20 protein-coding genes are annotated in these 24,491 nt (G+C 69.9%); 7 read left to right on the forward strand and 13 right to left on the reverse strand.

The features are described from left to right. Positions 1–40: 40 nt before the first annotated feature. The 4 genes from LZ495_RS40975 to LZ495_RS44500 all read right to left on the reverse strand — a co-directional run bounded on the left by LZ495_RS40975 (position 41) and on the right by LZ495_RS44500 (position 5,284). Positions 41–1,396: a glycosyl hydrolase family 28-related protein gene (locus LZ495_RS40975; RefSeq protein WP_235053069.1), complete on the reverse strand. Its 1,356-nt coding sequence runs from the start codon at positions 1,394–1,396 to the stop codon at positions 41–43. Positions 1,397–1,504: 108 nt separating this feature from the next. Further along, the gene (locus tag LZ495_RS40980; protein ID WP_235053068.1) at positions 1,505–3,430 is read right to left on the reverse strand and encodes an HEXXH motif domain-containing protein; all 1,926 of its coding nucleotides are present in this window, start codon (positions 3,428–3,430) and stop codon (positions 1,505–1,507) included. Positions 3,431–3,653: 223 nt separating this feature from the next. Then, positions 3,654–4,565 carry a site-specific integrase gene (locus tag LZ495_RS40985; protein ID WP_235053067.1) on the reverse strand — a complete coding sequence of 304 codons (912 nt, stop codon included), beginning with the start codon at positions 4,563–4,565 and terminating at the stop codon, positions 3,654–3,656. 590 nt (positions 4,566–5,155) lie between these two features. After that, entirely contained in the window at positions 5,156–5,284 is a 129-nt protein-coding gene (locus tag LZ495_RS44500) for a hypothetical protein (RefSeq protein WP_268822910.1), read from the reverse strand. A 524-nt stretch (positions 5,285–5,808) separates the two neighbouring features. On the opposite strand from LZ495_RS44500, the gene LZ495_RS40990 reads away from it, so the two are divergent. Beyond that, on the forward strand, positions 5,809–6,258 hold the full coding sequence (locus LZ495_RS40990; protein WP_235053066.1) for a hypothetical protein: 450 nt from the start codon (positions 5,809–5,811) through the stop codon (positions 6,256–6,258). 103 nt (positions 6,259–6,361) lie between these two features. Here the strand turns inward: LZ495_RS40990 and LZ495_RS40995 are convergent, their stop codons facing one another. The 3 genes from LZ495_RS40995 to LZ495_RS41005 all read right to left on the reverse strand — a co-directional run bounded on the left by LZ495_RS40995 (position 6,362) and on the right by LZ495_RS41005 (position 10,043). Then, on the reverse strand, positions 6,362–6,946 hold the full coding sequence (locus LZ495_RS40995; protein WP_235053065.1) for an Lrp/AsnC family transcriptional regulator: 585 nt from the start codon (positions 6,944–6,946) through the stop codon (positions 6,362–6,364). A gap of 38 nt (positions 6,947–6,984) precedes the next feature. Beyond that, positions 6,985–8,409, reverse strand: coding sequence for an NAD(P)/FAD-dependent oxidoreductase (locus LZ495_RS41000; protein ID WP_235058334.1), 1,425 nt, complete (start codon positions 8,407–8,409; stop codon positions 6,985–6,987). 185 nt (positions 8,410–8,594) lie between these two features. Further along, positions 8,595–10,043 (reverse strand): aldehyde dehydrogenase family protein, encoded by a 1,449-nt coding sequence (locus tag LZ495_RS41005; protein ID WP_235058335.1) that lies wholly within the window; start codon positions 10,041–10,043, stop codon positions 8,595–8,597. Positions 10,044–10,261: 218 nt separating this feature from the next. On the opposite strand from LZ495_RS41005, the gene LZ495_RS41010 reads away from it, so the two are divergent. Further along, positions 10,262–11,683 (forward strand): APC family permease, encoded by a 1,422-nt coding sequence (locus tag LZ495_RS41010; RefSeq protein WP_235058336.1) that lies wholly within the window; start codon positions 10,262–10,264, stop codon positions 11,681–11,683. Positions 11,684–11,709: 26 nt separating this feature from the next. Continuing rightward, a complete protein-coding gene (locus tag LZ495_RS41015; protein WP_235058337.1) occupies positions 11,710–12,033 on the forward strand; it encodes a DMT family transporter in 324 nt (107 codons plus the stop codon). A gap of 439 nt (positions 12,034–12,472) precedes the next feature. On the opposite strand, the gene LZ495_RS41020 is transcribed toward LZ495_RS41015, so the two are convergent. From LZ495_RS41020 to LZ495_RS41030, 3 genes are all read right to left on the reverse strand, one after another. Next, entirely contained in the window at positions 12,473–12,670 is a 198-nt protein-coding gene (locus LZ495_RS41020; protein ID WP_235058338.1) for a hypothetical protein, read from the reverse strand. A gap of 434 nt (positions 12,671–13,104) precedes the next feature. Then, positions 13,105–14,220, reverse strand: coding sequence for a sensor histidine kinase (locus LZ495_RS41025; RefSeq protein ID WP_235058339.1), 1,116 nt, complete (start codon positions 14,218–14,220; stop codon positions 13,105–13,107). Beyond that, positions 14,213–14,908, reverse strand: a complete 696-nt coding sequence (locus tag LZ495_RS41030; protein ID WP_235058340.1) for a response regulator transcription factor — start codon at positions 14,906–14,908, stop codon at positions 14,213–14,215. The genes LZ495_RS41025 and LZ495_RS41030 overlap by 8 nt, the downstream gene beginning before the upstream one ends. Before the next feature lie 197 nt (positions 14,909–15,105). Here LZ495_RS41030 and LZ495_RS41035 point away from each other — a divergent pair, with 197 nt between their 5' ends. After that, entirely contained in the window at positions 15,106–16,254 is a 1,149-nt protein-coding gene (locus LZ495_RS41035) for a lipid II:glycine glycyltransferase FemX (RefSeq protein ID WP_235058341.1), read from the forward strand. 7 nt (positions 16,255–16,261) lie between these two features. Here LZ495_RS41035 and LZ495_RS41040 read toward each other — a convergent pair whose 3' ends face one another. Further along, entirely contained in the window at positions 16,262–17,605 is a 1,344-nt protein-coding gene (locus LZ495_RS41040) for a UDP-N-acetylmuramoyl-tripeptide--D-alanyl-D-alanine ligase (RefSeq protein ID WP_235058342.1), read from the reverse strand. Between the two features lie 266 nt (positions 17,606–17,871). On the opposite strand from LZ495_RS41040, the gene LZ495_RS41045 reads away from it, so the two are divergent. Genes LZ495_RS41045 through vanX form a run of 3 tightly spaced genes read left to right on the forward strand, consistent with a single transcriptional unit; the run spans position 17,872 to position 20,550 of the window. Continuing rightward, complete coding sequence (locus tag LZ495_RS41045) at positions 17,872–18,912, forward strand: D-isomer specific 2-hydroxyacid dehydrogenase family protein (RefSeq protein ID WP_235058343.1); 1,041 nt, start codon at positions 17,872–17,874, stop codon at positions 18,910–18,912. Continuing rightward, the gene (gene vanA, locus LZ495_RS41050; RefSeq protein ID WP_235058344.1) at positions 18,905–19,945 is read left to right on the forward strand and encodes a D-alanine--(R)-lactate ligase; all 1,041 of its coding nucleotides are present in this window, start codon (positions 18,905–18,907) and stop codon (positions 19,943–19,945) included. The genes LZ495_RS41045 and vanA overlap by 8 nt, the downstream gene beginning before the upstream one ends. After that, on the forward strand, positions 19,942–20,550 hold the full coding sequence (gene vanX / locus LZ495_RS41055; RefSeq protein ID WP_235058345.1) for a D-Ala-D-Ala dipeptidase VanX: 609 nt from the start codon (positions 19,942–19,944) through the stop codon (positions 20,548–20,550). The genes vanA and vanX overlap by 4 nt, the downstream gene beginning before the upstream one ends. A gap of 67 nt (positions 20,551–20,617) precedes the next feature. Here the strand turns inward: vanX and LZ495_RS41060 are convergent, their stop codons facing one another. Together LZ495_RS41060 and LZ495_RS41065 are read right to left on the reverse strand one after the other, a co-directional pair. Then, positions 20,618–23,434 carry a family 78 glycoside hydrolase catalytic domain gene (locus tag LZ495_RS41060; RefSeq protein ID WP_235058346.1) on the reverse strand — a complete coding sequence of 939 codons (2,817 nt, stop codon included), beginning with the start codon at positions 23,432–23,434 and terminating at the stop codon, positions 20,618–20,620. 287 nt (positions 23,435–23,721) lie between these two features. Next, positions 23,722–24,333 (reverse strand): TetR/AcrR family transcriptional regulator, encoded by a 612-nt coding sequence (locus LZ495_RS41065; RefSeq protein WP_235058347.1) that lies wholly within the window; start codon positions 24,331–24,333, stop codon positions 23,722–23,724. Positions 24,334–24,491: the final 158 nt, after the last annotated feature.

The raw sequence follows: 24,491 nt of genomic DNA on the forward strand, positions 1-24,491 counted from the left end.
AGTGCGGCGCAGAGCCGATCCGTTACGTCGGGTCCTGACGTCAGCCGCTGATGTCGGCGGTGTCCCAGGAGTCGCGGAAGGCGTACCGGCCGGTGGGGCCGGTGTAGCGGAGGAAGGACGTCCCGGAGGCCGGGCCGAGTGCCTGGTTCGAGTGGTAGAACCGGCAGCCCTCGTAGATCATCTTGCCCTTGGAGAGTGCCGCGCCCGGATTGTCGACCAGGTGGTAGCCGGCCAGGATGCAGTCCTGGTAGCGGACGATCGGTATCCGGTTCTGCGTGCCCGTGTAGCGGTGCAGGTTGTAGTTGGCGGCGCCGGGGACCTGCACGGCGGCGATGTCGGAGCAGGACGTGAAGGTGACGTTGCCGTTGCCCCAGCCGCAGTCGATGATCCTCTGGTCGGGGCTCTGCTTGGGTTCGAAGCGCACACCGTTGACGTTGAGCCGGGTCGCGGTGATGTCCCCGTTGCCGAGCGGCATGTAGAAGTAGCGCGCGGGGTCGGTGCCGACCATCGACCACGAGCCGCCGAGCACGTTGATGGAACCGCCCCGGTCGAAGCGGAAGAAGTCGCCGCCTGCCAGCGCGAAGTTGCAGGACATCATGAAGTAGTTGAGGAACTGGTTCTGCTGCGAGTTCGCACCTGGGTTGGTGATGCCGCAGTGCAGGAACGCGTCCGTGTAGCGCGATTGGGTGTCCGTCGAGCACATCAGGAAGTGGTGCTCGCTGTTGTTGTTGGCCTGCTTGTCGCCGTCGAGGCCGATGACCCGGTCCCACACGCCGCGCCACTCGACGTTCTGGTACACGAAGTACTGGTTCTGGCCGACCCCGTACTGGGGGTAGTGCAGCGCGGTGTCGTCGCCGTCGCGCGACCACAGGTACGCGAAGCGGTTGTTCGGGTTGGTCGAGCGGAAGCTCATGTCCAGGAAGTACGTGTACCGCAGCCGCACCGCGGCGGTGATCAGGTTGTTCTCCCTCGGGTCGGGGTTCGCACCGAACGTCGTCGCGAAGTCGATGTTGGTCACGCGCGGTCCCGCGCCGCGGAACCGGAGGCCGAAGATCTGGTCCGCGCTGCCGCCGGTCGGCGACCACATCAAGGTGTCCTTCTTCGTCACCTTGTAGTTGCCTGGCGGGAAGTACACCTCCTTCTGCGCGGCCCCGCCCACGCGTCCGGCGATCGCCGCCGTCACGGCGGCGCGGATGGCGTCCGAGTCGTCGGTCTTGCCGTCGCCCTTGGCGCCGTGGTCGCGCACGTTGACGGCATACGTGGACCCCGCGGTGTCCGCGTCGGCCGACCACTGGGTCGCCGCGACGGCCACCGCGCCGGCGCCGGCCGCGGCGCCCAGGCCCACCGCCCGCCGGCCGAAGGTTCTTCTGCTGGGCAGTGCGTGCTCACTGGGCATGATGACGAATCCTTTTTGGTAGAGGGGGAGTTGATCGCCGTGGGAGGGGCGGCGTTCACGTGGGATTCTTCGGGGGCGGACGGCTGCCCGGGCGCGCTTCGGGGGCGATCAGGCACGCGGGCCGGCGTCGGTCATCCAGCGGGCGAGTGCGAGCGGGATGGGCATCCGGCCGCGGCGCCGGCGGAGGAGTTCCGCGACGGAGAGGGCGAGTTCGGGGCGGTCGAGCAGCGCCGCCGCGGCCGGAGCATCCTGGGGACGCCCGCGCTCTTGCAAGGCGAGTCCCAGTCCGGCCCAGGCCGCCGGCCGGGCGCCGGGCTCGGCGAGTTCGTACGCGTACAAGTCGACGGCCTCCTCGTCGCCGCTCAGGAGCGCCACGTCGGCCGCGTGCAGGTCGTCCGGGTCGGCCGGGGCGGGGCGTCCTTGCTGGTGAAGGGCGGACGAGACGATCAGATGGCGGGCGGCGTATCCGAGGGCGTCCAGTCCGCATGCCTGAGGATCAGGGCTGATGCGGGACAGGTAGGTCCCCTGCGGGGAGGCCGGGCCGCCGGCCTCCCAGGCGTCGGCGTACGCGGATGCCAACGCGGGATCGACCCGCGTGTGGTGTGCGCGCCATCCCGATGCGTGGAACCGGGCCGCGAGTGCGGCCATGCGCGCCGCGGCTTCGGGGACGTCCCGCATGTCCCAACTGGCGAGGTCGCGCCGCAGGCCCGCGACCAGGGACCGGCCCTGGGGGGCGAGATGGAGGTTCGCGGCCAGACGGCCGGCGACCTGTGAGGTCTGCCGGTGCCACAGGGCGAACTCGAATGCCGCCAAGAGGTGTTCGGGTGTGGAAGCCGTTTCGCGCGTGAGCTGTTCGCGCCAGAAGCGGGTGACGGCGGAGAACGAGTAGGCGCCGTGGAGTATGCCGGTCAGCGGTCGCGGGTCATCGCGCCAGGGCGCGTGGAAGAGTCCGTCGTGGTCCTCGACGAGCGGGGTCAGCGCGAGCAGGCCGTTCAGCAGCGAATGGCGCATCTCGTGAACGAGGGTCACCGCGGCCTGGACGGCCCGGGATTCCTCGTCCCATCCCTCGGGCTCGGACATCAGGACGCATCCGAAGGCGTCGGAGGTCGAGGCGCTGCGCGGCCGCAGGTATTCGGCGCGGGGCAGGGGCATCACGGTCAGTACGCCGAAGCCGATGGCGGGAGCGGTTTCGAAATGGTCGCGGACCAGAACACTCCAGGCGCCCTGCAGGGTGCGTTGCCAGCGTGCGGCCGCAGGCGTGTCCAGGCGGTCGACCGGATCCGCGCCGTCGCCGAATCCCCAGGGGCCCAGATCGTCGACCTCGACACCGATGCCGATCGAGACGGCCCCGCCCTTGGCTTCGACGCGCAGGATGCGCGTCGGCTCCCACGCGTCGGTCTGCGCCGTCGGGTCCGCGGGAACGGGGACCGTGACGTTCCCGTGCCGGAGCATGATGCGGCCGTCGTGCACGTCGGCGACGGCGCGGTCCCAATCCGCTGCCGAACTGCCGAGCCGGAGGCGTCCGAGACCGGGCAGGACCACCGTGCCCTTCCGCAACGGCACCGTCAGTGTGCCCTCCAGGTTCGCGCGGAGCATCGCAGACACCGCCAACTGGCTCAGGTAGCCGGCCTCGACCCAGAGCGGCGGGCGCCCGGCATCCGACGCGTCCGAGGTCGGTTCTGCCAGGCGGCGCAGCAGTTGAGCGGCCCACAGACCCGTCTGCGGATGCAGGAACAGGCCCCGCACAGCACCGGGTTCGGCCCGTTGGGCGGCCTCGAGGTACGCCCATGCGTCATCCGGTGCCCCGAGCGGCTCCGCCGCGGCTTGCGCGCGCACGGCCCTGACCACCTCGAAGACCTGCAGCATCCGCGTCTCGAATACGGTGTCCAGCAAGGCGCAGGTGGCCTCCAGGCTTCCGCCGGAGCCGCTCAGAGCCTCCAGAACGGTCTCGGGCAGGGGGCCCCGGGGCCGCGGCTTGCTGCCGGCTGAAGGGCTGGGCGAGCCCGGTTCGTGCGGTGCGGGGACTTCGAGCATGACGTTCTCTCCGTGGTCCGTGCGTTGGCGGGATGCCGCCGGGCAGGCAGGCCGGCAACGGGAGACCGTTCCCGCACCTGCCTGCCCGGCCGCTGCGATCAGCTGCCCGAAGCACCCGCGTACGCGGACAGCGGCTTGCGCACCGGTCAACGGGTTTCGACCCGTTGCAAGCAGGGGGCGCGCCGTTTCGCGAAGGCGCGGAGTTGCTGGGATCCGATGGCGCTCATGGTCTTCGCATCGATGATTCACCGATCGCTTCCTGCCTTCCCGTCGCTGCCTCGGGGCCCACGGCACGATCGGCAAGGTCCGGGTATCTGTTGGCCGGAGCAGCGAACATGTCTGGTCGGTCCGGCAGTTCGGCGCGCATGGCGATGTCGCGGAGGCATTTCCGTGCCACGTCCTCGGTGACGCGGCGCCGGTTGTGCATCATGAACAACGGGCCGGAATTGCGGCCGCCGAGATAGAGGTCCAGCGCGTGCCAGGCGAGCGGCGGTATCGGGACCGGTCGGGTGCGGCCGTCCTGGGCCGTGAACGGCAGGGTGTGGTGCCCTCGGTCGTAGCCGAGATGCTCCACGTCGCGGGCGAGCAGTTCGCCCATGCGAGGGCGGATCAGGTACAGCATCGTGCAGAGCGCAAACGCGCGCCGCGAGTACTGGCGGGCGGTTTGGATCAGCAGCGCGGTTTCGGAAGGCGGATTGCCGCCTCCGCAACCGAGCGGGGACACCGCGAGCAGCTCGGCGAACGCGAACGGGCTTACTGCGAGGCCCTGGCGGCGGACCACGCGGACGTAGAACGATCTGACTCCGGAGAGCAGGGCTGTCTGCGTGGTCGGCTGGTACGGGGGGCCGACGGGTGCGTATCGGGCAGGGGCGCCCGAGTTCCCGCCTCCGCCGACCTGCTTGAGGGACCGCGCGGTCTTCAGATGACCGGCGAAGGAGTCGGCGAGCGGGAAGTCGACCCGCAGCGGGTGGACGCCGCGTGCCCGGACGTACTCCTCCCAGACCACGAACGCGCGTGCGTAGGCATGGCGGGTCCGGTCGGAACGCAGCGAGGCGATCCAAGCCCCGACGAGGTCCGGCAGCGAGTCGTCGAGGCCGTACACCAACTCTCCGGCCTCGTCGGTGAGTTCACGCAAGTGACCGCACAGTGCGCGGGCCTCGGGCGGCCAGCCACCGCATGCCTCGGGCCGTCCCGTCGGGACGGCGACGCTTGGCACTCTCCTGGGTACGTCTCCCGTCGCGGAGCCAGTCGGCGTCGCCGGGTCGGCGGAGGCGTAGCCGGACCCGACGTTCGGGTTTGCTGCGACATAGCTCATTCGGCTGCCTCCTGGTCCGACGCAGGCGCGCACAGGGCGCGCAAATTGCTCATGAATGTGGGAACCCTCAGCGTCCGCCGACCGTGTCCCGCGTGGCCCGAACACGGGCACGCGACGAGGCGCAGCAGGTCAGGGCAGGAGATGGAGGGGTCTTCCGTCGGTGTGGTCCGCCGAGGGGATGCGTCGTCCCGTTTCCCTGGGGAAGAAGATCGGCAGACCGTTGGTCTCGACGCCCAGGGCCGCGGCTGTGCGGTCCGGCAGGTGGCGGCGATTCGCGTCGTGCGGTCATCGGCGCCAAGGGGAACGGGCAATGAATACGGGGCACTTGGTGATCCACGTAGCCGGTTCGGGCAGACGCGTATCGTCATCGCGCCGTTCGGCCGCTCGTGGCCGACCGGTGCCGTCCGGGTTCAGCTCTGGTTGTTGCCGACGAAGCTTGCGAACGCTTGTCCGGCGGCGCGGGCGGTGGTCACGCCGCTGATCCGGCTGACGCCTCGGGCCGGCGGGGAGTCGGCGCGGAGGGGAGCGGCGTGGTTCATGGGCTCTCCAGCTGTGGTGTCGGGCGTTGCTGGCGACAATGTAGGGACCCGGTCATTGCGTTGCCTGTGCGGCTTCCCCGGCTCGCGCAAAAAGGGTGAACGCTTCGCGTTATCAGCACCCGCGACGGGCTGATGGGGTGTCAGGACACCGATCCGAGCGCGGGCACATACGGCGGGGTGCGCCATCGCCCGCGCACCCCGTCGCGCCATCGATGCTTCGTCACGGAACCTGAACCGGAGCCACGGTCGGCGACGTCGCGGCTTCCGAGGGCTCGTTCGATCCGCCGGCCGTGGCGACCGCGGTCGCGACCGCGCCGGGTGCCCGGTTCGATCAGCCGCATCAGGCCAATTCGCGCATCCGCTCGCCTCGGGACCTGACGGATTATCGAGGGCAACCGGCTCTGGTATAACCGCAATTCGGGTCAAAGGGAGCCGTGCGTCATCCACATCACGCCAGCGCGGCACCCCAGCGTGATCATGGGTTCTACGGTGACCGCAGTTGACCGACCTGCGAGAGGACACGTATGCCCCGCATCACCACAAGCCCCACCACCAAGCGCTCCCGGCGCGCGCATCGCGTCGTCGGCGGCCTGTTCGGGGCCGCGGCCCTGGCAGCGCTGAGCGCCATAGCCGCGCCGACCGCCTCGGCCGCCCCGGACCCGGTCCCCACCACGTGGGACCACAGGTACATCGCCTCCGGCGTCACGGTCTACGTCAAGGAGAACGGGGACGTCATCTCCGTCTGCGACTCGGCCGCCAACGGCTACTCGGCCTGGGTGGACGTCGCCGAACCGTACGGCCCGGGGTACCAGATGACAGTCACCGGGGGCTACGGTTCCTGCGTCACGCGCAGCGCCGGCAACGGCGGCGTGTACGACCTCCAGGAGAACGTGCAGATCGGCCTCAGCTTCATCGGCGCCGCGGCGGGCACCGGCGGCTACAAGACCTTCATCAACGACAATCGGGTCACCTGATCCCTGACATCGACACGCGGTCCTGCCGGAACCACTTCGCCGGCAGGACTGCGGTCCGGGGCAGTTTTCCGCAGAATTGCGCGGTCCGGCCGGAGGCGATGCGTCAGCGCGCCGGCCGTTGGTCCAGCGCGCCGTTGCCGTGCGCGCCGGGGGTGTCGAGCAGCCCGGTCTCGACGCCGCCGACGCCCCAGCCGTACGCGAGCTTGTGCACTTCGAGGACGAAGAAGGAGTCGGTGGACACCACTCCGTCGATCAGGTGCAGGCGGCGGTTGAGCAGGTCGGTGAAGTGGCTGGTGTCCCGGCAGATCACCTCGACCATGACGTCGTACTGCCCGGCGGTCATGACGACGTACGAGGTCTCCGGCAATTCGCGCAGCTCGCAGCACACTTGGTGGGCCGTGCCGGGGCGGACGCGCATGCCGATCATCGCCAGCCGGTCGAACCCGATGGTCAGCGGGTTGGCGATGCCGACGATCTGCAGTACCCCGGTTTCCTCGAGGCGTTGTACGCGGTAGCGCACGGACGAGGCCGGGATGCCGAGGTCTTCGGCTATCTGGCTGTAGGCGCGGCGTCCGTCGGCCTGGAGGGCGGCGATGATGCGCCGGTCGATGTCGTCGAGCGGTCCCGCGGCGACTCGTGCGCTGCGGAGCGCCGAAGCTCCCGGCGTCGCCGGATGCTGGTCGTCCATGTTCTGACGCGTCTCCCCGTTCATGGTTTCGTGCGGTGTCAGGAGTCGAAGCCCAGGCCCAGGCGGTCCAGCGTACGGAGCCACAGGTTGCGGCGTCCGTGCAGGTCTTCGCGGGCCATCGACCAGCGGGTCGCCTGGATGCCCAGGTAGCGCGCCGGTTCGGGCGGGAAAGGCAGCGGCTTGCGGCGGATCATCTCGAGCCGGGTGCGCTCGGTCTCGCGGCCGTCGAGCAGGTCGAGCACGACCTCGGCGCCGAACCGGGTTGCGCCGACGCCGAGTCCGGTGAAGCCGAGGGCGTAGCCGACCCGTCCGGCGGCCGCGGTGCCGGCGAACATGCAGAACCGGGTGGTCGAGTCGATGACGCCGCCCCACGCATGGGAGAAGGAGACGCCGGCCAGGGCCGGGAAGGTCTCGGCGAATTGTTCGGCCAGCACGTCGAAGGTGGCCGGGCGCTGCGTCAGGGCCTCGTCGACGCGGCCGCCGAACGGGTAGATGGCGTCGTAGCCGCCCCACAGGATGCGGTTGTCGTCGGTCTTGCGCAGGTAGTGGAACTGGTTTCCGGCATCGGTGATGCCGTGGTCGCCGGTCCAGCCCACGGCGGCGAGCTGATCGTCCGTCAGCGGCTCGGTGGTCAGCGCGTAGTCGTAGACCGGCACCATGCTCAGCTTGAGCCGCTTGAGGAGCGGCGGGAAGATGTTGGTGGCCAACGCGACCTGGCGGGCGGTGACTTCGGCGTACGCAGTGGCCAGCCGGACGCGGTCGGGTCCCTTCGCATCGAGCGCGGTGACCTCGGTGCGCTCGGCGATGCGGACGCCTGCGGCCAGGCATGCGGCGCGCAGCCCCCACACCAGGCGGGCCGGGTCGAGCAGGACGTAGTCGGGCTGCCAGAGACCGGCGCTCCACAGCGGGGAGTCGACCCAGTCGCGGAGTTCGTCGCGGTCGAGGAGCGTGGCCTTATCGCCGTGCCGCTCACCGAGGGCGGCGGCTTCGCGCAGGGCGTCGGCCTGCCAGGGGGTCGCCGCGACGGAGACCTTGCCGGTGCGGGCGAAGCCGCAGTCGACGCCGTGCGTGTCGAGGTCGCGTTCGAAGGCGTCGAGGTTGGCGCTGCCGAGCCGCTGCAGGGTGGCGATCTCGTCCGGCCAGCGGGCGGCGCCGTTGGCGAGCCCGTGCGTCAGGCTCGGCGAGCAGAACCCGCCGTTGCGGCCGCTCGCCGCATGCCCGCAGGTGCCCGCCTCCAGCACGAGGACGTCGCGGCCCGGGTCGCGCTGCTTGGCCAGCAGCGCGGTCCACAGTCCGGTGTAGCCGCCGCCCACCACGACGAGGTCGGCGGTGGTGTCGGCGGTGAGCCGGGGGAGCGCCTCGGGATGCTCGGGGCGGTCGAGCCAGTAAGGCGCGGTGGAGGTGGCGCGGAGCGCACTGCGGTGGGCGTCGCGTACGGGGCGGGCGACAGTGTCGACGCTCATGGGCGGTTCCTTGGCTGCTGGGCGGTACGTGCGCACGGCGGAGCGGGCGCGTAGCGGCGGGCGCGGTCAGCTGTCGGTGGGCGCCCGACCGGACAGGGGAGACCGGTCGGGCGCCGCCGGGACCCGGCTGCCGCGCGGCGGAACTCCGGGATACGGAACTCTGTTGCGCGGCAACCGGGTTCGCCTCACAGGCTGATGACGCCGGTACGCAGGTCGGACATGTCGAGCAGGGTGTGCTTGCCGCCGATACGGCCCCAGCCGGTGCCGCGGTTGCCGGCGCCGCCGAACGGCATGTTGATGTCCCAGAAGCAGGTGCTGTCGTTGACGACGACCTGGCCGACCGCCATCTCCTCCATGAAGCGGAAGGCCGCCGTCATGTTCTGGGTGAACACCGCGCCCTGCAGGCCGAGCTTGTCGTCGTTGGCGATGCGCAGCAGTTCGTCGTCGTTGGCGCCGGTGATGATCGGGACGACCGGTCCGAACGACTCCTCGCGCGAGACCAGGCTGTCGACCGGGACGTCGTCGATGACGGTGAACTCGTAGTAGAGGTCGGTGGGCTGGCCGCTGCGGCGGCCGCCGCCGACGAGGATCTGCGCGCCGCGCTCGCGGGCGTCGGCCATGTGGCGGTCCATCTTTGCGGCGACGCCCTCGTTGTTGAGCGGGCCGAGGTTGGTGGTGCCGGCGAAGGGGTCGCCGAGCACGACGTCGGCGGCGGCGCGCAGCACGGCCTCCACGAACCCGTCGTGCGCGTCCTGGTGCACGACGACGCGCTCGGTCGCGCAGCAGACCTGGCCGGAACAGAGCTGCGCGCCGTAGACGGCGGCCTTCGCGGCGGCGTCGAGGTCGGCATCGGCGAGCACGACGAGAGGGCCGTTGCCGGAGCACTCCATGATGGAGCGCTTGAGGCCCGCGGCGGCCTGGATCTTGGCGCCGGTCGCGGACGAGCCGATGAAGCCGATCGCGTCGATGCCGTCGTGGCGTACCAGTGCGTCGCCGGTGGCGCCTTCGCCCGCCACGATGTTGACCAGGCCCTCGGGCAGGCCGGCGGCGACGAACGCCTCCATGGCGCGCAGGACGGTCAGCGGCGTGTTGGCCGGGGGCTTCACGACGTGCGCGTTGCCGGTCGCGAGGCCCGGGGCGACGAACTCGGCGAGCATCAGCAGCGGGAAGTTCCAGGGCGTGATGATGCCCCAGGTGCCGACCGGCGCGTGGTACGTGAACATGCGCTTGTTGCCGATCGTGGACGGCATGGTCTCGCCGTGCAGCCGGACCGCGTCCTCCGCGTGCAGGTGGAACAGCTGCGCGGCCTCCTCGATGTCGGCGACCGACTCGGCCAGCGGCTTGCCCTGCTCGAGCGTCTGGAGGCGGGCCAGCTCGTCGACGCGCTTGGCGAGCTCGTCGCCGATGCGGTGGCAGACCTTGGCGCGCTCCCAGACGTTGACGCGGGCCCACTTGGCCTGGGCCTCGTTGGCGGCCTTGACGGCGGCGTCCAGGTCGGCGGCGGACGGCAGCGGGATCGTGCCGACCACCTCGCCGGTGGCGGGGCTGCGGACCTCGTACGAGTCCGGCCCGGTGCCGTCCACGTAGGCACCGTCGACGAAGAGCTGGTACTGGGCGGGGCTCGTGGTGCTCATGGGAAACCTCTCGGACGGGGCCGGCCGCGGCAGGCGGCTGCGCGATGCCCTCAGACTCTCCCCAGCAAGTTGAAGCTGTCAATACCTACGAATCAACAACTCAGAGAGGTCTCATTTGCCGAATCAGCAGAGCGAACCGTTGACAGGGTCAATTTGCCGCGCCTATAACGGGACCCCTCGGATCCCCGTCACCGCTACTTCGCTCGAAGGGCACGCACATGTCCGCCCAGATCTCCTCCGCATCCCCGCCGCCGCCGGCCACTCCCCAGGAGCCGCCCGCGCTGGCCAAGAAGATGCGCTGGTACGACGGCTTCGCCATGTCCCTGGCCATGCCGGCCGCACTCATCGCCTCACTCGGCGCGTCCATCGGGGGTCTGGGCGCCTGGGGAGCGATCGCTCTGTGGGCCATATCGATGGTCCTGGCCACCGGCGCCAACTGGATCTACTCCGAGATGGCCGCGATGTTCCCGGAGTCCTCCGGCGGCATCGCGCACTACGCCACCGAAGGCTGGAAGACCCGCGCACCCTGGGTCGGACCGCTCGCCAGCATCGGCTACTGGTTCGCATGGACCACGGCACTGTCCGTGTACGCGGGTATCATCGGCTCCCTCGTCCAGGCCCAGTGGTTCCCCGGCCAGGACTGGTCGTGGGAGCTCGGCCCGGCGACCGTCACCTTCCCGATCGCGGTGGGCATCGGCATCGTGTTCCTGCTCTTCGCGGCGGCCATGTTCGGCCTGCACGTCGCGATGTGGGTCGTCTACGTCACCGGCGGCATGCTGCTGGTCCCGCTCGCCGTCTTCCTGGTCGTGCCGTTCTTCAGCGGCGACTGGAGCGCGAGCGGCCTGCACTGGAACCTGCACGGCGCGAGCGGCCTGCGCGAGTCGCTGGTATGGCTGTACGTGATGGCGTGGACGTCCTTCGGCGTCGAGGTCTGCGCGACCTTCGCCCCCGAGTACAAGGACACCGTCCGCGACACCTCGCGTGCACTGCGGGCCGGCGTGCTCTTCTCGCTCGGCGTGTTCATCCTGCTGCCGCTGTCCCTGTCCGGCTACCTCGGCGAGGAGCGCATCGCCGAGGACCCGACCACCTTCTACGTCGGCGCGTTCAACGACCTGGTCGGCGGCGCGGCGGACCTGATGGTCGTGTTCCTCATCGCCTCGCTGCTGCTCATCATGATCACCGGCCTGGCGGACGGCTCCCGGGTCCTCTACAACATGGGCAAGGAAGGCACCACGATCAAGCAGGTCGGCGTGCTCAACAAGCGCGGCGTCCCGGCCCGGGCCCTCACCGTCGCCCTGGTGATCAACATCCTGGCCCTGGTGTTCCTCAAGACCCCGCTGGCGATCGTGGTCACCGGCAACCTGGGCTACATCCTGACCCACATCCTGGCCATCTCCGGCTTCGCGATGCTGCGCCGGGACCGCCCCGACCTGGCCCGGCCGATCCGGCTGCCCGGCTTCTTCGTCCCGTTCGCCTGGCTGCTCGCAGCGCTGCTCGCGGTGATCCTCGTGGTCGGCGCCACCGGCTTCAAGATCACCGGCTACGGCGGCTACAAGGAACTCGGCATCGCCCTGGCCGTGTTGGCGTCGGCCGTCGCACTCTGGCTGTTCCGCACCAAGGTCCAGGACCGCCGCCGCTGACGCCGCCCCGGAAAGCGAACTCCCCTATGCCGTATGTGTTCTTGTCCTTCGCCATCGTGGTCGAAGTGCTCGCGACCAGCCTCCTCAAATCCACCGAAGGCTTCTCGCGGCCGCTTCCGTCCGTGGTCTGCCTGGTCTGCTACGGCGCCTCGTTCTACCTGCTCGCCAAAGCACTCCAGCAAGGGCTGCACGTGGGCATCGGATACGCCATCTGGTCCGGTGTGGGCACCGCCCTCATCGTGGTCATCGGCGTGCTGTTCCTGCACCAGGCCGTCAACCTGCCCACGGTGCTGGGCATCGCCATGATCGTCGGCGGCGTCGTCGTCCTCAACACCACCGGCGCGCACTGACCCGGCCCGACCCGCACCCCGAATTGCATGAGGCCAGGCACCTTCAGGTGCCTGGCCTCGCGCATGCCTGCGGTCCCTGGAAAGCCCGTTCGGTGTGGGGCAGTGTGCTCGATCGGCCACGAACTCCGTTGGCCCGAACCTATATTCGTTGTCGGGGACAGGAACGGGGCGGTCGGGGCGACCTTGCGGAATCGGGCGTGCCGCGGCAGGCGCCGCGCATCGTGCAGCACAACACCGCCAGGGGGAGCGGCACCGTCAACGCGGTCGCCCAGGGCTCCCAGACGATCCACCACCACGGGCCGACGTCGCACTAGTGCTGTGACTGGGAAGGTTCGCCGGGTCGCCGGGCCGGCTTCATGGCCGGCCTGGACCCTCTCGACCAGGGTGGCGGCCGAGTGTCCGATGCGCAGCTGCACCTCGTCCTGCGCCGGCTTGCGGGTCACTCCCAGACGGTGGCCTCGAAGGTAACCGCTTTGCGGGTGGGGGCGGCGCTGATGCGCAGGTAGGCGGTGTGGCCTTCCTCGGTCTGGATGCACACGCGCATGCCCTGGGCCAACTTGCCGCTGCTCTCGGAGCCGCGTTTGGCGATGGCCTGCGCGCAGTCGTCGCGGGTCGGCTCGGGGCCCTCGGCCGGCACAAGCGCGATGACCTCGCCCGCATGGTTGAGTGTCAGGTCCGGGAGGTTGAACCCGATCCATGCATCCGCGCCCTTCTCCCCGGGCTGGGCGAGGGTCCAGGTCGACGTTGCCGGCGTCCTCGGTGAGGATGACGCGTACCGGTCCGGCCAGCACCTTCGCAGGCTGGGCCGACGTCGGCGCGTTCCCTCCGCCGGACGCGGGAGCGGCGTTCCCACCGGTCGACGCGGAGGATGCGGCAGCGCCGGTGCCGGTCGGTTGCGCCTTGTCGTCGTCGGAGTTCCCCGCAGCGACATCGTTCAAGCCCGGCGAGCCTACCAACGGCGACATGCTGCGGAGCCGGCCCGGACATGCTCCATGGCGTCCTGGATGGCGAGGACTGCGGCGCGTGCGGCGGGTCGGGTGAGGTGGGTGGTCTGCGGGCGCATCCTCACCGTCAGCCGTCGATGTGCTGGGCTGTCGCGGGTAGTTCGACCGTGACCCGGATCCCGCCCGAGGCGCGGGGGGTGAGGGTGAGCGTCCCGTCGTGTGCTCGGGTGATGGTGTTGACGATTGCCAGGCCGAGGCCCACACCCGCATGGTCGGTGCTCACGCGTTCGCTGCCGCGCTGGAACGGTTCGGTGAGTGTCGAGGCCAGCTGCGGGCTGATCTTCTCGCCGGTGTTCTCGACGGTGAGCACCACGGTCTTGGCACGGACGCTGGTGTCGACCCACACGGTCCCTTGTGCGGGCAGGTTGTGGACGATCGCGTTGTGCACGAGGTTCGTGGTCAGCTGCAGCAGAAGCGCCGGTGATCCGAGCGTGGCGGCGAAGTCGCCTCCGGTCTCGAGGGCGACGTCGTTCTTCTCCGCGAGCGGGAGCAGTGTCTCGGTGGCTTCTTCCACCAGGAGGGACAGGTCGACGGATTCCCGGGTGAACGACCGCTGACCGGCGCGGCCGAGCAGGAGCAGCGCCTCGATGAGGTCGATCGCCCGGGTGTTGACGGTGTGGAGGCGGTCGATGACCTCGTGGGTGTCGCCGTGCGGATCGGTGCGGGCCACGTCGATGAGCGTCTTCGAGATCGCCAGCGGGGTGCGCAGTTCGTGCGAGGCGTTGGCCACGAACCGCTGTTGTTCGATGGCGTGTGCTTCGAGCCGGGCCAGCATGGCGTCGAAGGCGTCGGCGAGTTCGCGGAACTCGTCCTCGCTGCCTTCGAGGCGGATGCGGTGGGCGAGCGATCCGGTCGAGACCCGGCGGGTGGCGTCGGTGATGCGGGTCAGCGGGGCGAGCATCCGGCCGGCGAGGAACCACCCGCCCGCGAGGCCGAACAGCAGCAGGAACGCCAGCACCGCCGCCGCCCTCGGCGCGAACACCTCCAGGAGGCGCGACCGGACGGGGAAGACGCTGCCGTTGCCGAAGTCGTCGTCGGGAACGATGAGCATGGCGCGGTCGGGGACGTAGCGCAGCAGGAACACCCACACCGCCGCGAGCAGCAGCAGGCCGGCCAGCACGATGAATCCGGCGTAGCTGAGGGTGAACTTGAGGCGGACGCTCGCCCCGGGCCGTCTAGGCACGCTCTCTTCCTTGCCGACTGCCCTCCGATCGGGTGTCGATGCGGTACCCGGCGCCGGCCACGGTGGCGATGATCCCGGGTTCGCCGAGCCGCTTGCGCAGTGCCGAGACGGTGATGCGTACGGCGTTGGTGAACGGGTCGGCGTTGGCGTCCCAAGCACGTTCGAGGAGGTCTTCGGCACTGACCACACCACCTTCGGCGGCTACGAGGACTTCGAGTACGGCGAACTGCTTCCTGGTCAGCGCCACATAGTGGCCGTCCCGGTGGACCTGTCTGCGGAACGAGTCCAACCGCAGGCCCGCGATCTCGCGGACGGGGGGCCTGTGGTGGGCACGCCTGCGGTCGAGTGCTCGGAGCCGGAGGACGACTTCCCGGAGTTCGAACGGTTTGGTGAGGTAGTCGTCGGCACCGAGCCCGAACCCGGAGGCCTTGTCGTCGAGGCGGTCGGCGGCGGTGAGCATGAGGATCGGCATGCCGCTGCCGGAGGCGACGATGCGTTCGGCGATCTCGTCGCCGGACGGTCCGGGGACGTCGCGGTCCAGGACGGCGATGTCGTAGGTGTTGGTGCTCAGCAGTTCCAGGGCGGTGTCGCCGTCACCGGCGATGTCCGCGGCGATCGCCTCCAGGCGCAGGCCATCCCGGATGGCCTCGGCCAGATAGAGCTCGTCCTCGAGGATCAACACGCGCATGTCGCCAGGCTACGAGCCGCCGCATATTGCCGGCGTATCGAAATCGCCATACGGGACGGCAACACCGCGCAGCCTTGACTGGAGGCATGTCCTACCGTGAAGCAGCACGAGCAGCGGCCCGGTCTCTGGCGTCGCTTCGCGCGCTGGAGGAGACCGGACCTGTCCGCCGAACCGCCGACTACCGGGGGGTTACGGGTGTGCGTCCGACCGTCAGGCCGATCAGCGCCGCCGAGCACTTGGCGTACGTGCGGGCGCAGCGGTCGGTCAGTTTCCTGCAGACCCCGGCCTGGGGCGGCGTCAAGACCGAGTGGCGCAGCGAGTCCCTCGGTTGGTTCGACGGTGGGCGGCTGGTCGGCGCCGGACTCGTCCTGCACCGCCCGGTGCCGCGGCTCCGGCGCTTCACGCTGGCGTACCTGCCGGAGGGTCCGGACATCGACTGGACCGGCGAGCTCGACGTGTGGCTCGATCCGCTGGCGGCCTACCTCAAGGCACAGGGCGCGTTCGCGATCCGGCTCGGTCCGCCGGTGCGCACGCACACGTGGAGCGCCGCCCAGGTCAAGGAGGGCCTCGCCGATCCGGGCGTCGAGCGGCTCACCGACCTGTCCGGCGGGCCGACCGGCCCGGTCGGTGCCCGCGTGACCGGGCGGCTCAGGGACGCCGGGTGGCTGCTGCAGAGCCCGCAGGACGGCTTCGGGACGGGGCATCCGCAGTTCAAGTACGAGATCCCGCTGGTCGGCCGGACGGAGGACGACCTGCTCGGAGGCATGAACCAACTCTGGCGCCGCAACATCAGGAAGGCGGCCAAGGAGGGCGTCGAGGTCACCGTCGGCGAAAACCTCGGCGAGGACCTCGGCCAGGACCTCAAGGCCTTCCACGACCTCTACGTGCACACCGCCGAGCGCGACCGCTTCACGCCGCGGCCGCTGCGCTACTTCGAGGGCATGTTCGCGGCGCTGAGCGCCGAGGACCCCGAGCGGATCAGGCTCTACCTGGCGCGCCACCAGGGCGACTTGGTCGCCGCCGCCATCCTGGTCCGCGTCGGCGCGCATGCGTGGTACGCCTACGGCGCCTCCGCCACCGAGAAGCGCGAGGTGCGCGGTTCCAACGCCTGCCAATGGGCGATGATCCGCGATTCGCTGGCGGTCGGCTGCGACGTGTACGACCTGCGCGGCATCACCCCCACCCTCGACGCCGACGACCCGCACGTCGGGCTGATCCAGTTCAAGGCGGGCGCCGGCGGTCAGGCGGTGCGCTACACCGGCGAGTGGGACCTGCCGCTGCGGCCGACGGTCTACCGGGCCTTTGAGCTCTACATGCGGCATCACATGCGGAATCGCGGCCGATGAGTGCGAACTACACGAGCGCGGCCGCGACTTCGTCCAGGTTTGCGCCTCGGGAGGCCTTGACGAGCACCACATCGCCGGCGGCGAGCAGACCGCGGAGCCAGTCGGCGGCCGCGCCGTTGTCGGCGAGTACCACCCCGCGCTTCCCCGCGCCCTCGGCGATAGGCCGGGCGGCTTCGCCGACCGCGGCCACCAGGTCGGCCCGGGCGGCGGCGTACTCTCCCACGGCGCGGTGCTCGGCCTCGCCGGTGTCGCCGAGTTCGCGCATCTCGCCGAGGACGGCGATGCGGCGGCCGCCCTCGACCGCCGCCAGCGCGTCCAGGGCGGCGCGGGTCGAGTCGGGGTTGGCGTTGTAGGAGTCGTCGAGCAGGGTCGCGCCGCCGGCGAGATCGCGCAGCTCCAGGCGCCACTTCGACAGCGCGGCGGTGGCCAGCGCGGCGGCGGCCACGTCGAGGGGTACGCCGGCCGCCAGTCCCGCCGCCGCGGCGGCCGACGCGTTCAGTGCCTGGTGGGCACCCACGAGCGGCAGCGCGACGGGTACCGAGGCGGCAGCGGTTCGCAGCCTGAAGGACGGCCGGCCGAGCCGGTCCAGCGCCAGATCGAGCACCCGCACGTCGGCGCACTCCGTCCGGCCGAAGGTCAATACGGGGCCGTCGGTGAGCGAGCGCATCGCAACCACCCGGGGATCGTCGGCGTTGAGGACCGCTGTGCCGCCTGGCGCCAGGCCGCGCACCAACTCGCCCTTGGTCCTGGCGATGGCCGCGCGCGAGCCGAACTCGCCGAGGTGGGCCTGGCCGACGTTGAGGACGACGGCGATGTCGGGCGCGACCAGGCCGGTGAGCGCGGCGATGTCGCCGACGTGGCGGGCGCCCATCTCCAGAGCGAGGAACCGGGTGGCCTCGTCGGCGCGCAGCATGGTGAGCGGCACGCCGAGTTCGTTGTTGAGCGAGCCGATCGTGGCGACCGTGGGCGCGGTGCCGGAAAGCACGGACCCCAACAGGTCCTTGGTGCCGGTCTTGCCCTGCGAGCCGGTCAGTGCGGCAACGGTCAGCCCGCGCCGCAGCCGGGCCACGACGTGTGCAGCGAGGGCCTGCAGTGCGGCCCGGACGTCTTCGACGACGACGGTGGGCAGCGGCGTGGGCCGGGAGCCGAGCACGGCGGCCGCGCCGGCCCGGGACGCCTGCTCGGCGAACCGGTGGCCGTCGACGTGCTCGCCGGCGAAGGCGACGAAGAGGCCGCCTGGTTCGGCTTGCCGGCCATCGAGCACGGCCGGCGCGGTCACTGTCACGGCGCGGTCGCCCGCGACCGTCCCGCCGACGACTTCGGCGATCTCGCCGAGGCTGAGCGGGATCACGCCCGGGCCAGGTGGAGGCCGGCGCACGGGCGCGGGCCGACGTGGTGGACGTCGACGGAGGCTGATTCGCTGTTGGTCATGCCTCCAGCCAATGCGGGGTGATGTTGCCGGAGCGTATGCGCGTTTCGATATGCGGACGACAAGCTACCGGAAAGTACCCACCGTTCGGCAGGAAATCCACCCAGGCATGACCTGTGCGCAACCTATCGTCGGCATATCGAAATGCGCATACGCTGCGACAACACCGTGCCGCCTTGAATGAACGCATGACGTACCGCGAATCAGCTTGCCCACCGGCCCGCCGCACGCGATCGCCGGTGCCCTTGCTCTCTTCTGCGGCCCCGACCACGGGAATCACCGTGTACGGCTGCGGGCAGGACGAGTCGGCCCTGTTCCGAGATATGGCGCCCCGCCTCGGTGTGACGCCGACGATCACCGCCGCCGCGGTGTCCGAAGCCAACGTCGGGCTGGCCCGCGGAAACCGCTGCATCAGCGTGGGTCACAAGACTCGGATCAGCAATCCCACGCTGGTTGCGCTCAGCAGGGTCGGCGTGACCTATCTTTCCACCAGAAGCATCGGATACAACCACATCGACCTGACGTACGCGGAAAGCGCCGGCATTACCGTGGAGAATGTCGCCTATTCGCCGGACAGCGTGGCCGACTACACGCTGATGCTGATACTGATGGCGATACGCGACGCGCAATCCGTCGTGCGCCGTATGGACCTCCACGACTACCGGCTGAACGACGTACGCGGCAAAGAGCTGCGGGACCTCACCGTCGGGGTGATCGGAACAGGGCGCATCGGCTCGGCGGTCGTCGACCGGCTGCGCGGCTTCGGCTGCCGAATGCTGGCCTGCGACAGCCGCCCCAAGAGCGATGTCGACTACGTTCCGCTCGACGAGTTGGTCCGGCGCAGCGACGTGGTGACTCTCCATACACCGCTGACCGCGGCCACCCACCACCTCCTCGATCGCCGACGGATCGAGCGGATGAAGCCCGGCGCGATCGTCGTCAACACCGGACGCGGTGCGCTGATCGACACCGAGGCCCTGATACCGGCGCTGGAGAGCGGCCGACTGGGCGGTGCGGCGCTGGACGTCCTCGAAGGCGAGGAAGGGATCTTCTACGCCGATTGGCGGGACAGAGCCGTCGAGAGCAAGTCCCTGCTGCGGCTGCAGGAGCTGCCGAACGTGCTGATCAGCCCGCACACCGCGTACTACACGGACCGCGCCCTGCGCGACACCGTCAAAAATTCCCTCGTCAACTGCCTGGAATTCGAAAGCAGGAACCGGCATGGCTAGGCTGAAAATCGGCATCATATTCGGCGGTCACTCCGAAGAGCATCCCGTCTCCGTGAAGTCCGCGCAGGAGGTGGCCAGTCACCTCGACCCGGAAAAGTACGAACCTTTCTATGTCGGGATCACCAGGGACGGCGTCTGGAAACTCTGTGACGGCCCCACCGCCCACTGGGAGAGCGGAAGTTGCCGCCCGGCGGTGCTGTCGCCGGACCGGGGCGTACGCGGACTGCTCGTGTTGACGCAGGGGAAATACACATCGGTCCCGTTGGACGTCCTGTTGCCCGTGCTGCACGGCAAGCTCGGCGAAGACGGCGCGATACAAGGCCTCTTCGAGCTGTCCGGCATTCCCTATGTGGGCTGCGACGTGCAAAGCTCGGCCCTCGCCATGGACAAGTCCCTGACCTACCTCGTCGCGCGCGCCGCCGGAATCGCCACACCGAACTTCTGGACCGTCACGGAAAACGACACGATCGATCCCGACCGGCTCTCCTATCCGGTCTTCGTGAAGCCGGCTCGTTCCGGGTCGTCCTTCGGGGTCAGCAAGGTGTCCCGCAGCGCAGAACTGCCGACTGCGGTGGAAACGGCACGACGATACGACGCGAAGGTGCTGGTCGAGGAGGCCGTCGCCGGCCGCGAGATAGGGTGTGCCATTCTGGGCAACGAACAGGACCTGACGGCAGGCGAGTTGGACCACATCGCGCTGTCCGGCGGATTCTTCCGGATCCATCAGGAGGACGCGCCGGAGACTGGCTCCGAGAACTCCGTCGCAATCGTGCCCGCCGATGTCTCGGCGGAGTCGCGAGCGCGGGTCCAGGAGGCCGCGAAGTCGGTGTACCGCGCGTTGGGCTGCCGGGGGCTGGCCCGCGTGGACATGTTCCTCACGGGTGACGGAGAAGTGGTCCTCAACGAGGTCAACACCCTGCCCGGTCTGACCTCCTACAGCCGCTATCCGAGAATGATGGCGGCCGCCGGCTTGCCGCTCGGCGAAGTCCTCGACCAGTTGGTCGCGTTGGCATTGACCGGGAAGCGCCGATGAACGACGACTTCGTCTTCGTCGACGATTTCGCGTCCGGGATACGTTGGGACGCCAAGTACGCCACCTGGGACAACTTCACCGGCAAGCCGGTGGACGGCTACCTGGTCAACCGGATCGTCGGCACCCGGACGCTGTGCGCGGCCCTGGAGAGCGCGCGCGACAGGGCCCGGGACCTCGGCTTCGGCCTGCTCCTGTGGGACGGCTACCGCCCGCAACGCGCGGTCGACTGCTTTGTGCGCTGGCCGCAGCAGCCGGAAGACGGCCGGACGAAGCGGCGGCACTACCCGAACATCGACCGGGCCGAGATGTTCGAAAAGGGATATGTGGCCGCCAAATCAGGTCACAGCCGCGGCAGCACCGTCGACCTGACGCTCTATCACCTCGCCACCGGCGAACTCGCCGCCATGGGCGGCGACCACGACCTGATGGACTCCGCCTCACATCACGGGGCCAAGGGAATCGGCCCGATCGAGGCCGGGAACCGCCACGACCTGTGCACCATCATGACGTCCAGCGGCTTCAGCTCGTACGAGTGCGAGTGGTGGCACTACACGCTGAAAGACGAGCCGTACCCGGACACGTATTTCGACTTCCCCATCGCCTGACCGGCGGCACGCTCGCCTGCGTGACGCGGTGGGCGTGCGCGTCGATACCTCAGGCCTGGTTCGTCGTTCAGAGAGCGGCGAGGAGTCCTTCGAGTTCCGCCAGCCAGGCGTCGCCCCCCGCGAAGAACGCGGCGAGTTGGCGGGGTGAGACCTCGGCGTAGCCGGCGCTGCCCGTGGACTCGGTGTCCATGTGGGCGGCGGCTTCGGGCCAGTGCCTGGCCAGCGTCTCCCGCAGGACGGCCATGGCCTCGGGGTGGTCGAGCATTTCCGACATGGGGGTGTCGGCGGTCAGCGGGGCCCGTGTGGTTTCGGACGGTACGGCGGTCGTCCAGGTGTGCTGTCCGGAACCTACGGTGAACGGCGTTCCACCGTAGGGGAGTTCCACCTCGGCGGTGGTGTTGGGCGGCACTTGCGCGTCGATGGTAAGGGTGTCGTCGTCGCGGTGCCAGGACACGGATGCGGGGCCGTAGGGGGTGTGCAGGTCGGCGCGGGCGTGGCCGAGGCCGCCGCCCGGGCGCGGGGCGATGCGCAGGCGGCGGTAGCCGGGTTCGGCGGCGTCCAGGCCGGCCACGGTCCGGTAGAGCCAGGCGACGACGGCGCCGAGCGCGTAGTGGTTGAAGGAGGTCATGCCGCTGGGGTTCAGGGTGCCGTCGGGGCGCAGGCTGTCCCAGCGTTCCCAGATCGTGGTGGCACCTTGGGTGATCGGGTAGAGCCAGGAGGGGCATTCCTGCTGGAGGAGCAGGCGGTACGCGGCATCCAGGTGGCCGTGGTCGGCCAGGGCGTCGCACATGAGCGGAGTCCCGACGAATCCGGTGCCGATGCGGTAGCCGTTCTCGCGCAGGAGGGCCGCCAGGCGGTCGGCGGCGCGGGCGCGTTGCTCCGGGTGGGGGAGCAGGTCGAATTCGAGGGCGAGGGCGTAGGCGGTCTGGGCGTCGGGGATCACGCGGCCGTTGGCGGTGGTGTATTCGTCCTGGAACGCGGTGCGGACGCGGGCGGCAAGGTCGCTGTAGTGCAGCGCCTCCTTGTCGCGGCCGAGGACCGTGGCGGCGTCGGCCACGATCTGGGCGGAACGCGCGAAGTACGCGGTGGCCACGACGTCCGGTGGGGTCTTGCCGGCTTGGGGCTGCTCGGGCGGGGCGGAGGGGTCGAGCCAGTCGCCGAACTGGAAGCCGGAGTTCCACAGCAGGTCGGGGCCGGCCAGTTCGGCGACCTTGTCGACCCAGGCGCGCATGCTGTCGAACTGGGCGTCCAGCACGCCTGCGTCGCCGTAGCGGAGGTAGAGCGTCCACGGCACGATGGTGGCCGCGTCTCCCCACGCCGCAGTGGGCAGGTCGGAGCCCGAGGCGGCCGCCTTGGGCACGATGAAGGGCACAGTGCCGTCGTCGCCTTGCTCCAGGGCGAGGTCCTGGAGCCACGAGGTCAGGAACCCGGCGCTGTCGTACAACTGGCAGGCGGTGGGGGCGAAGGCCTGGATGTCGCCGGTCCAGCCCAGGCGTTCGTCGCGTTGCGGGCAGTCGGTGGGCACATCGAGGAAGTTGCCGCGCATGCTCCACACGGCATTCTCGTGCAGGCGATTGACGAGGTGCTCGGAGCAGCTGAAGCTGCCGGTGCGCGTCATGTCGGAATGGACGACGACGGCCCGCACGGCGTCGGGGTCGACGTCGCCCGGCCAGCCCGCGATCTCGGCGTACCGGAAGCCGTGGAAGCTGAAGCGCGGTTCCCAGGTCTCGGGGCCGCCGCCGCGCAGGATGTAGCGGTCGGTGGCTTCCGCGGTGCGCAGGGGTTCGAGGGCGAGTTCGCCGTCCTGGAGGACTTCGGCGTGGCGCAGCACTACCTCTCGGCCGGCGTCGCCGTCGACCGTGATGCGCATCCATCCGACCAGGTTCTGGCCGAAGTCGAGGATCGTCTTGCCGGAGGGCGAGGCGGTGACCGTGATCGGCGCCAGTTCCTCGGTCGGGCGGACCGGGGGGCCGGTGGGCGCGGTCAGCAGGGCCAGATCGTAGGGCTCGGTCCGTACGCCGTGCCACGAGTCCGGTGTGATCCGCGCGTCGCAGGTCTCGCCGTCGTACAGGCTCGCGCGCAGGACGGGGCCTGGCGCGGCTTGCCATCCCGTACCGTCCGAGGTGTCGACGACCAGCACGGTTCCGTCGTCGTAGGTGACCTCCAACTGGGCCAGCAGGGCGAGGCGTTCGCCGTACAGCGCGCGCTTGCCCTCGAATCCGAGGCGTCCGCGGTACCAGCCGTCGGCCAACGTGGCCGTGAGTTCGTTGGAGCCGACGGCAAGGAGATCGGTGACGTCGTAGGTCTGGTACTTCAGGCGTTTGCCGTAGGGAGTCCAGCCTGGGGCCAGCACGGTGTCGCTGACCTTCTTGCCGTTCAGCTCCGCCTCGTACACGCCGAGGGCGCTCGCGTACAGGCGGGCCGATCGGACCGGGGTGCGGATGTCGAAGCGGCGCCGCAGGACCGGACACGGATTGTCGCGGGTGGTGTCGTCGTCCCAATCCGGCGTGATGAATCGCGCGGTCCAGTCGCCCTCGGCGAGGAGCCCGGTCTCGGCCCAGGCCGCCTCGCTCCAGGGCGACCAGCCGCTCGGTGCGTCGGAGCCGGCCACGCGCACACGTACGCCGACCGACTCACGTGAGGCCAGACCGGCGAAGGGCCAGGGCACCAGCACCGACGCGTCGGACTGGACGGCGACCGACTCCCCGGGGGCGCCGTCTGCGGCCATCAGCTGAAGTTCGTAGGCGTGCTGCCGCCAGTCGGGTGTGACTGTGGTGGTGATCCAGGACAGGCGGGGACGCGCGTGGCCGATGCCGAGGCCGTCGCTCAGGTGCTCGAACTTCACGGGGGCCACGGCGAGCGTCGCCGCGGGGGATTCCGACATGGTGCTCCTCGGCATCGGGCGATCTGTCACGTACGACCGGGTGCTCGGAGCACGCGGTCGTACGCCAGAGGACCGGCATGTTTCTGAAACGGACTTGAAACGTTTCGATGACGTGACGGTAGGCGATAGTCCGCCCTCGGGCAAGGCATGAAGGCCCGTACTAGCGGGTTTGCTCAAGAAAACCTGGTGCTCTTCTGTTTTTGCCTCTAGGCTGCACCTCGATCACCCGGAATGAATCGTTCCAGACGGTGCGGCAGCGCGGGGAGCAGCAGCCGACGGCCAGGCGGTCAGTCCGAGGGAAAGCTCGTGATCATCGTCACCAGTCCGTCGACGGCCCGGATCATGTCCACCTCCGGGTCGACCAGCCATTGCATCTGGAGTCCGTCTATTGCGGCGATCACCAGCCTCGCGAGCTCGTCGGCGCCGACGTCGGTGCGCGCGCGGCCGTCCGCTTGCATCGCTTCGATGCCGCGGCGTAGCGCCCCGTGCAACCCCTGGTACCGGCGGGCGAAATAGGGGCCGGCCGGGTGCCCCGGATCCGCGGCGGACGCGGTGAGCGCCACGTACAACCGCACGAGTCCGGGGACTCCGAGGTTGTGTTCGACGGTCCGCGTCACGGCCTCCAGGGAATCGGCCACCCCCTCGGCCGCCGCCGTGGCTTCCCGGTCCCGCTCGTCCAGCACGGCGAGGAACAGTTCCTCGCGCGTTCCGAAGTAGTGCGTGAGCCCGGTCGCCGTCAGTCCCACGCGGTCGGCGATCACGCGTAGCGACGCTTTGCGGTCGCCTTCGGCCGCCAGTACCTCCAGCGCGGTGCGCAGGATCTCTGCGCGCTTGGCCTCGCCTTTGGGATAGCGGCGGCGGGGCCCCGGGGCTTTGCGGGCGGGGTCGGTGTTCGGCACGTCCAAACCGTAGTGCAGCAGGTTTTTGCTCGTTGCTCCGGCGCGCCCACAGCTCCCGCGATCACCCGGCCGCTCCGGCCTTCCCGGTTCGGTGGCGCAAGCTGCGCCACCGAGAGACTGAATGGGTCCAGACACCGTGATTCTGCTTTCCCGTAAGC

This window comes from Yinghuangia soli (assembly GCF_021502675.1).
Lineage (GTDB): Bacteria > Actinomycetota > Actinomycetes > Streptomycetales > Streptomycetaceae > Yinghuangia > Yinghuangia soli.

Bases quoted from the DNA above. Each gene is read 5' to 3' on its own strand.
- LZ495_RS40980 (WP_235053068.1), bottom strand. From the start codon at position 3,430: ATGCTCGAAGTCCCCGCACCGCACGAACCGGGCTCGCCCAGCCCTTCA.
- vanA (WP_235058344.1), top strand. From the start codon at position 18,905: ATGGCTAGGCTGAAAATCGGCATCATATTCGGCGGTCACTCCGAAGAG.
- LZ495_RS40975 (WP_235053069.1), bottom strand. From the start codon at position 1,396: ATGCCCAGTGAGCACGCACTGCCCAGCAGAAGAACCTTCGGCCGGCGG.
- LZ495_RS41000 (WP_235058334.1), bottom strand. From the start codon at position 8,409: ATGAGCGTCGACACTGTCGCCCGCCCCGTACGCGACGCCCACCGCAGT.
- LZ495_RS41045 (WP_235058343.1), top strand. From the start codon at position 17,872: ATGACGTACCGCGAATCAGCTTGCCCACCGGCCCGCCGCACGCGATCG.
- LZ495_RS40995 (WP_235053065.1), bottom strand. From the start codon at position 6,946: ATGGACGACCAGCATCCGGCGACGCCGGGAGCTTCGGCGCTCCGCAGC.
- LZ495_RS41030 (WP_235058340.1), bottom strand. From the start codon at position 14,908: ATGCGCGTGTTGATCCTCGAGGACGAGCTCTATCTGGCCGAGGCCATC.
- LZ495_RS41060 (WP_235058346.1), bottom strand. From the start codon at position 23,434: ATGTCGGAATCCCCCGCGGCGACGCTCGCCGTGGCCCCCGTGAAGTTC.
- vanX (WP_235058345.1), top strand. From the start codon at position 19,942: ATGAACGACGACTTCGTCTTCGTCGACGATTTCGCGTCCGGGATACGT.
- LZ495_RS41010 (WP_235058336.1), top strand. From the start codon at position 10,262: ATGTCCGCCCAGATCTCCTCCGCATCCCCGCCGCCGCCGGCCACTCCC.
- LZ495_RS44500 (WP_268822910.1), bottom strand. From the start codon at position 5,284: ATGAACCACGCCGCTCCCCTCCGCGCCGACTCCCCGCCGGCCCGAGGC.
- LZ495_RS41015 (WP_235058337.1), top strand. From the start codon at position 11,710: ATGCCGTATGTGTTCTTGTCCTTCGCCATCGTGGTCGAAGTGCTCGCG.
- LZ495_RS40990 (WP_235053066.1), top strand. From the start codon at position 5,809: ATGCCCCGCATCACCACAAGCCCCACCACCAAGCGCTCCCGGCGCGCG.
- LZ495_RS41005 (WP_235058335.1), bottom strand. From the start codon at position 10,043: ATGAGCACCACGAGCCCCGCCCAGTACCAGCTCTTCGTCGACGGTGCC.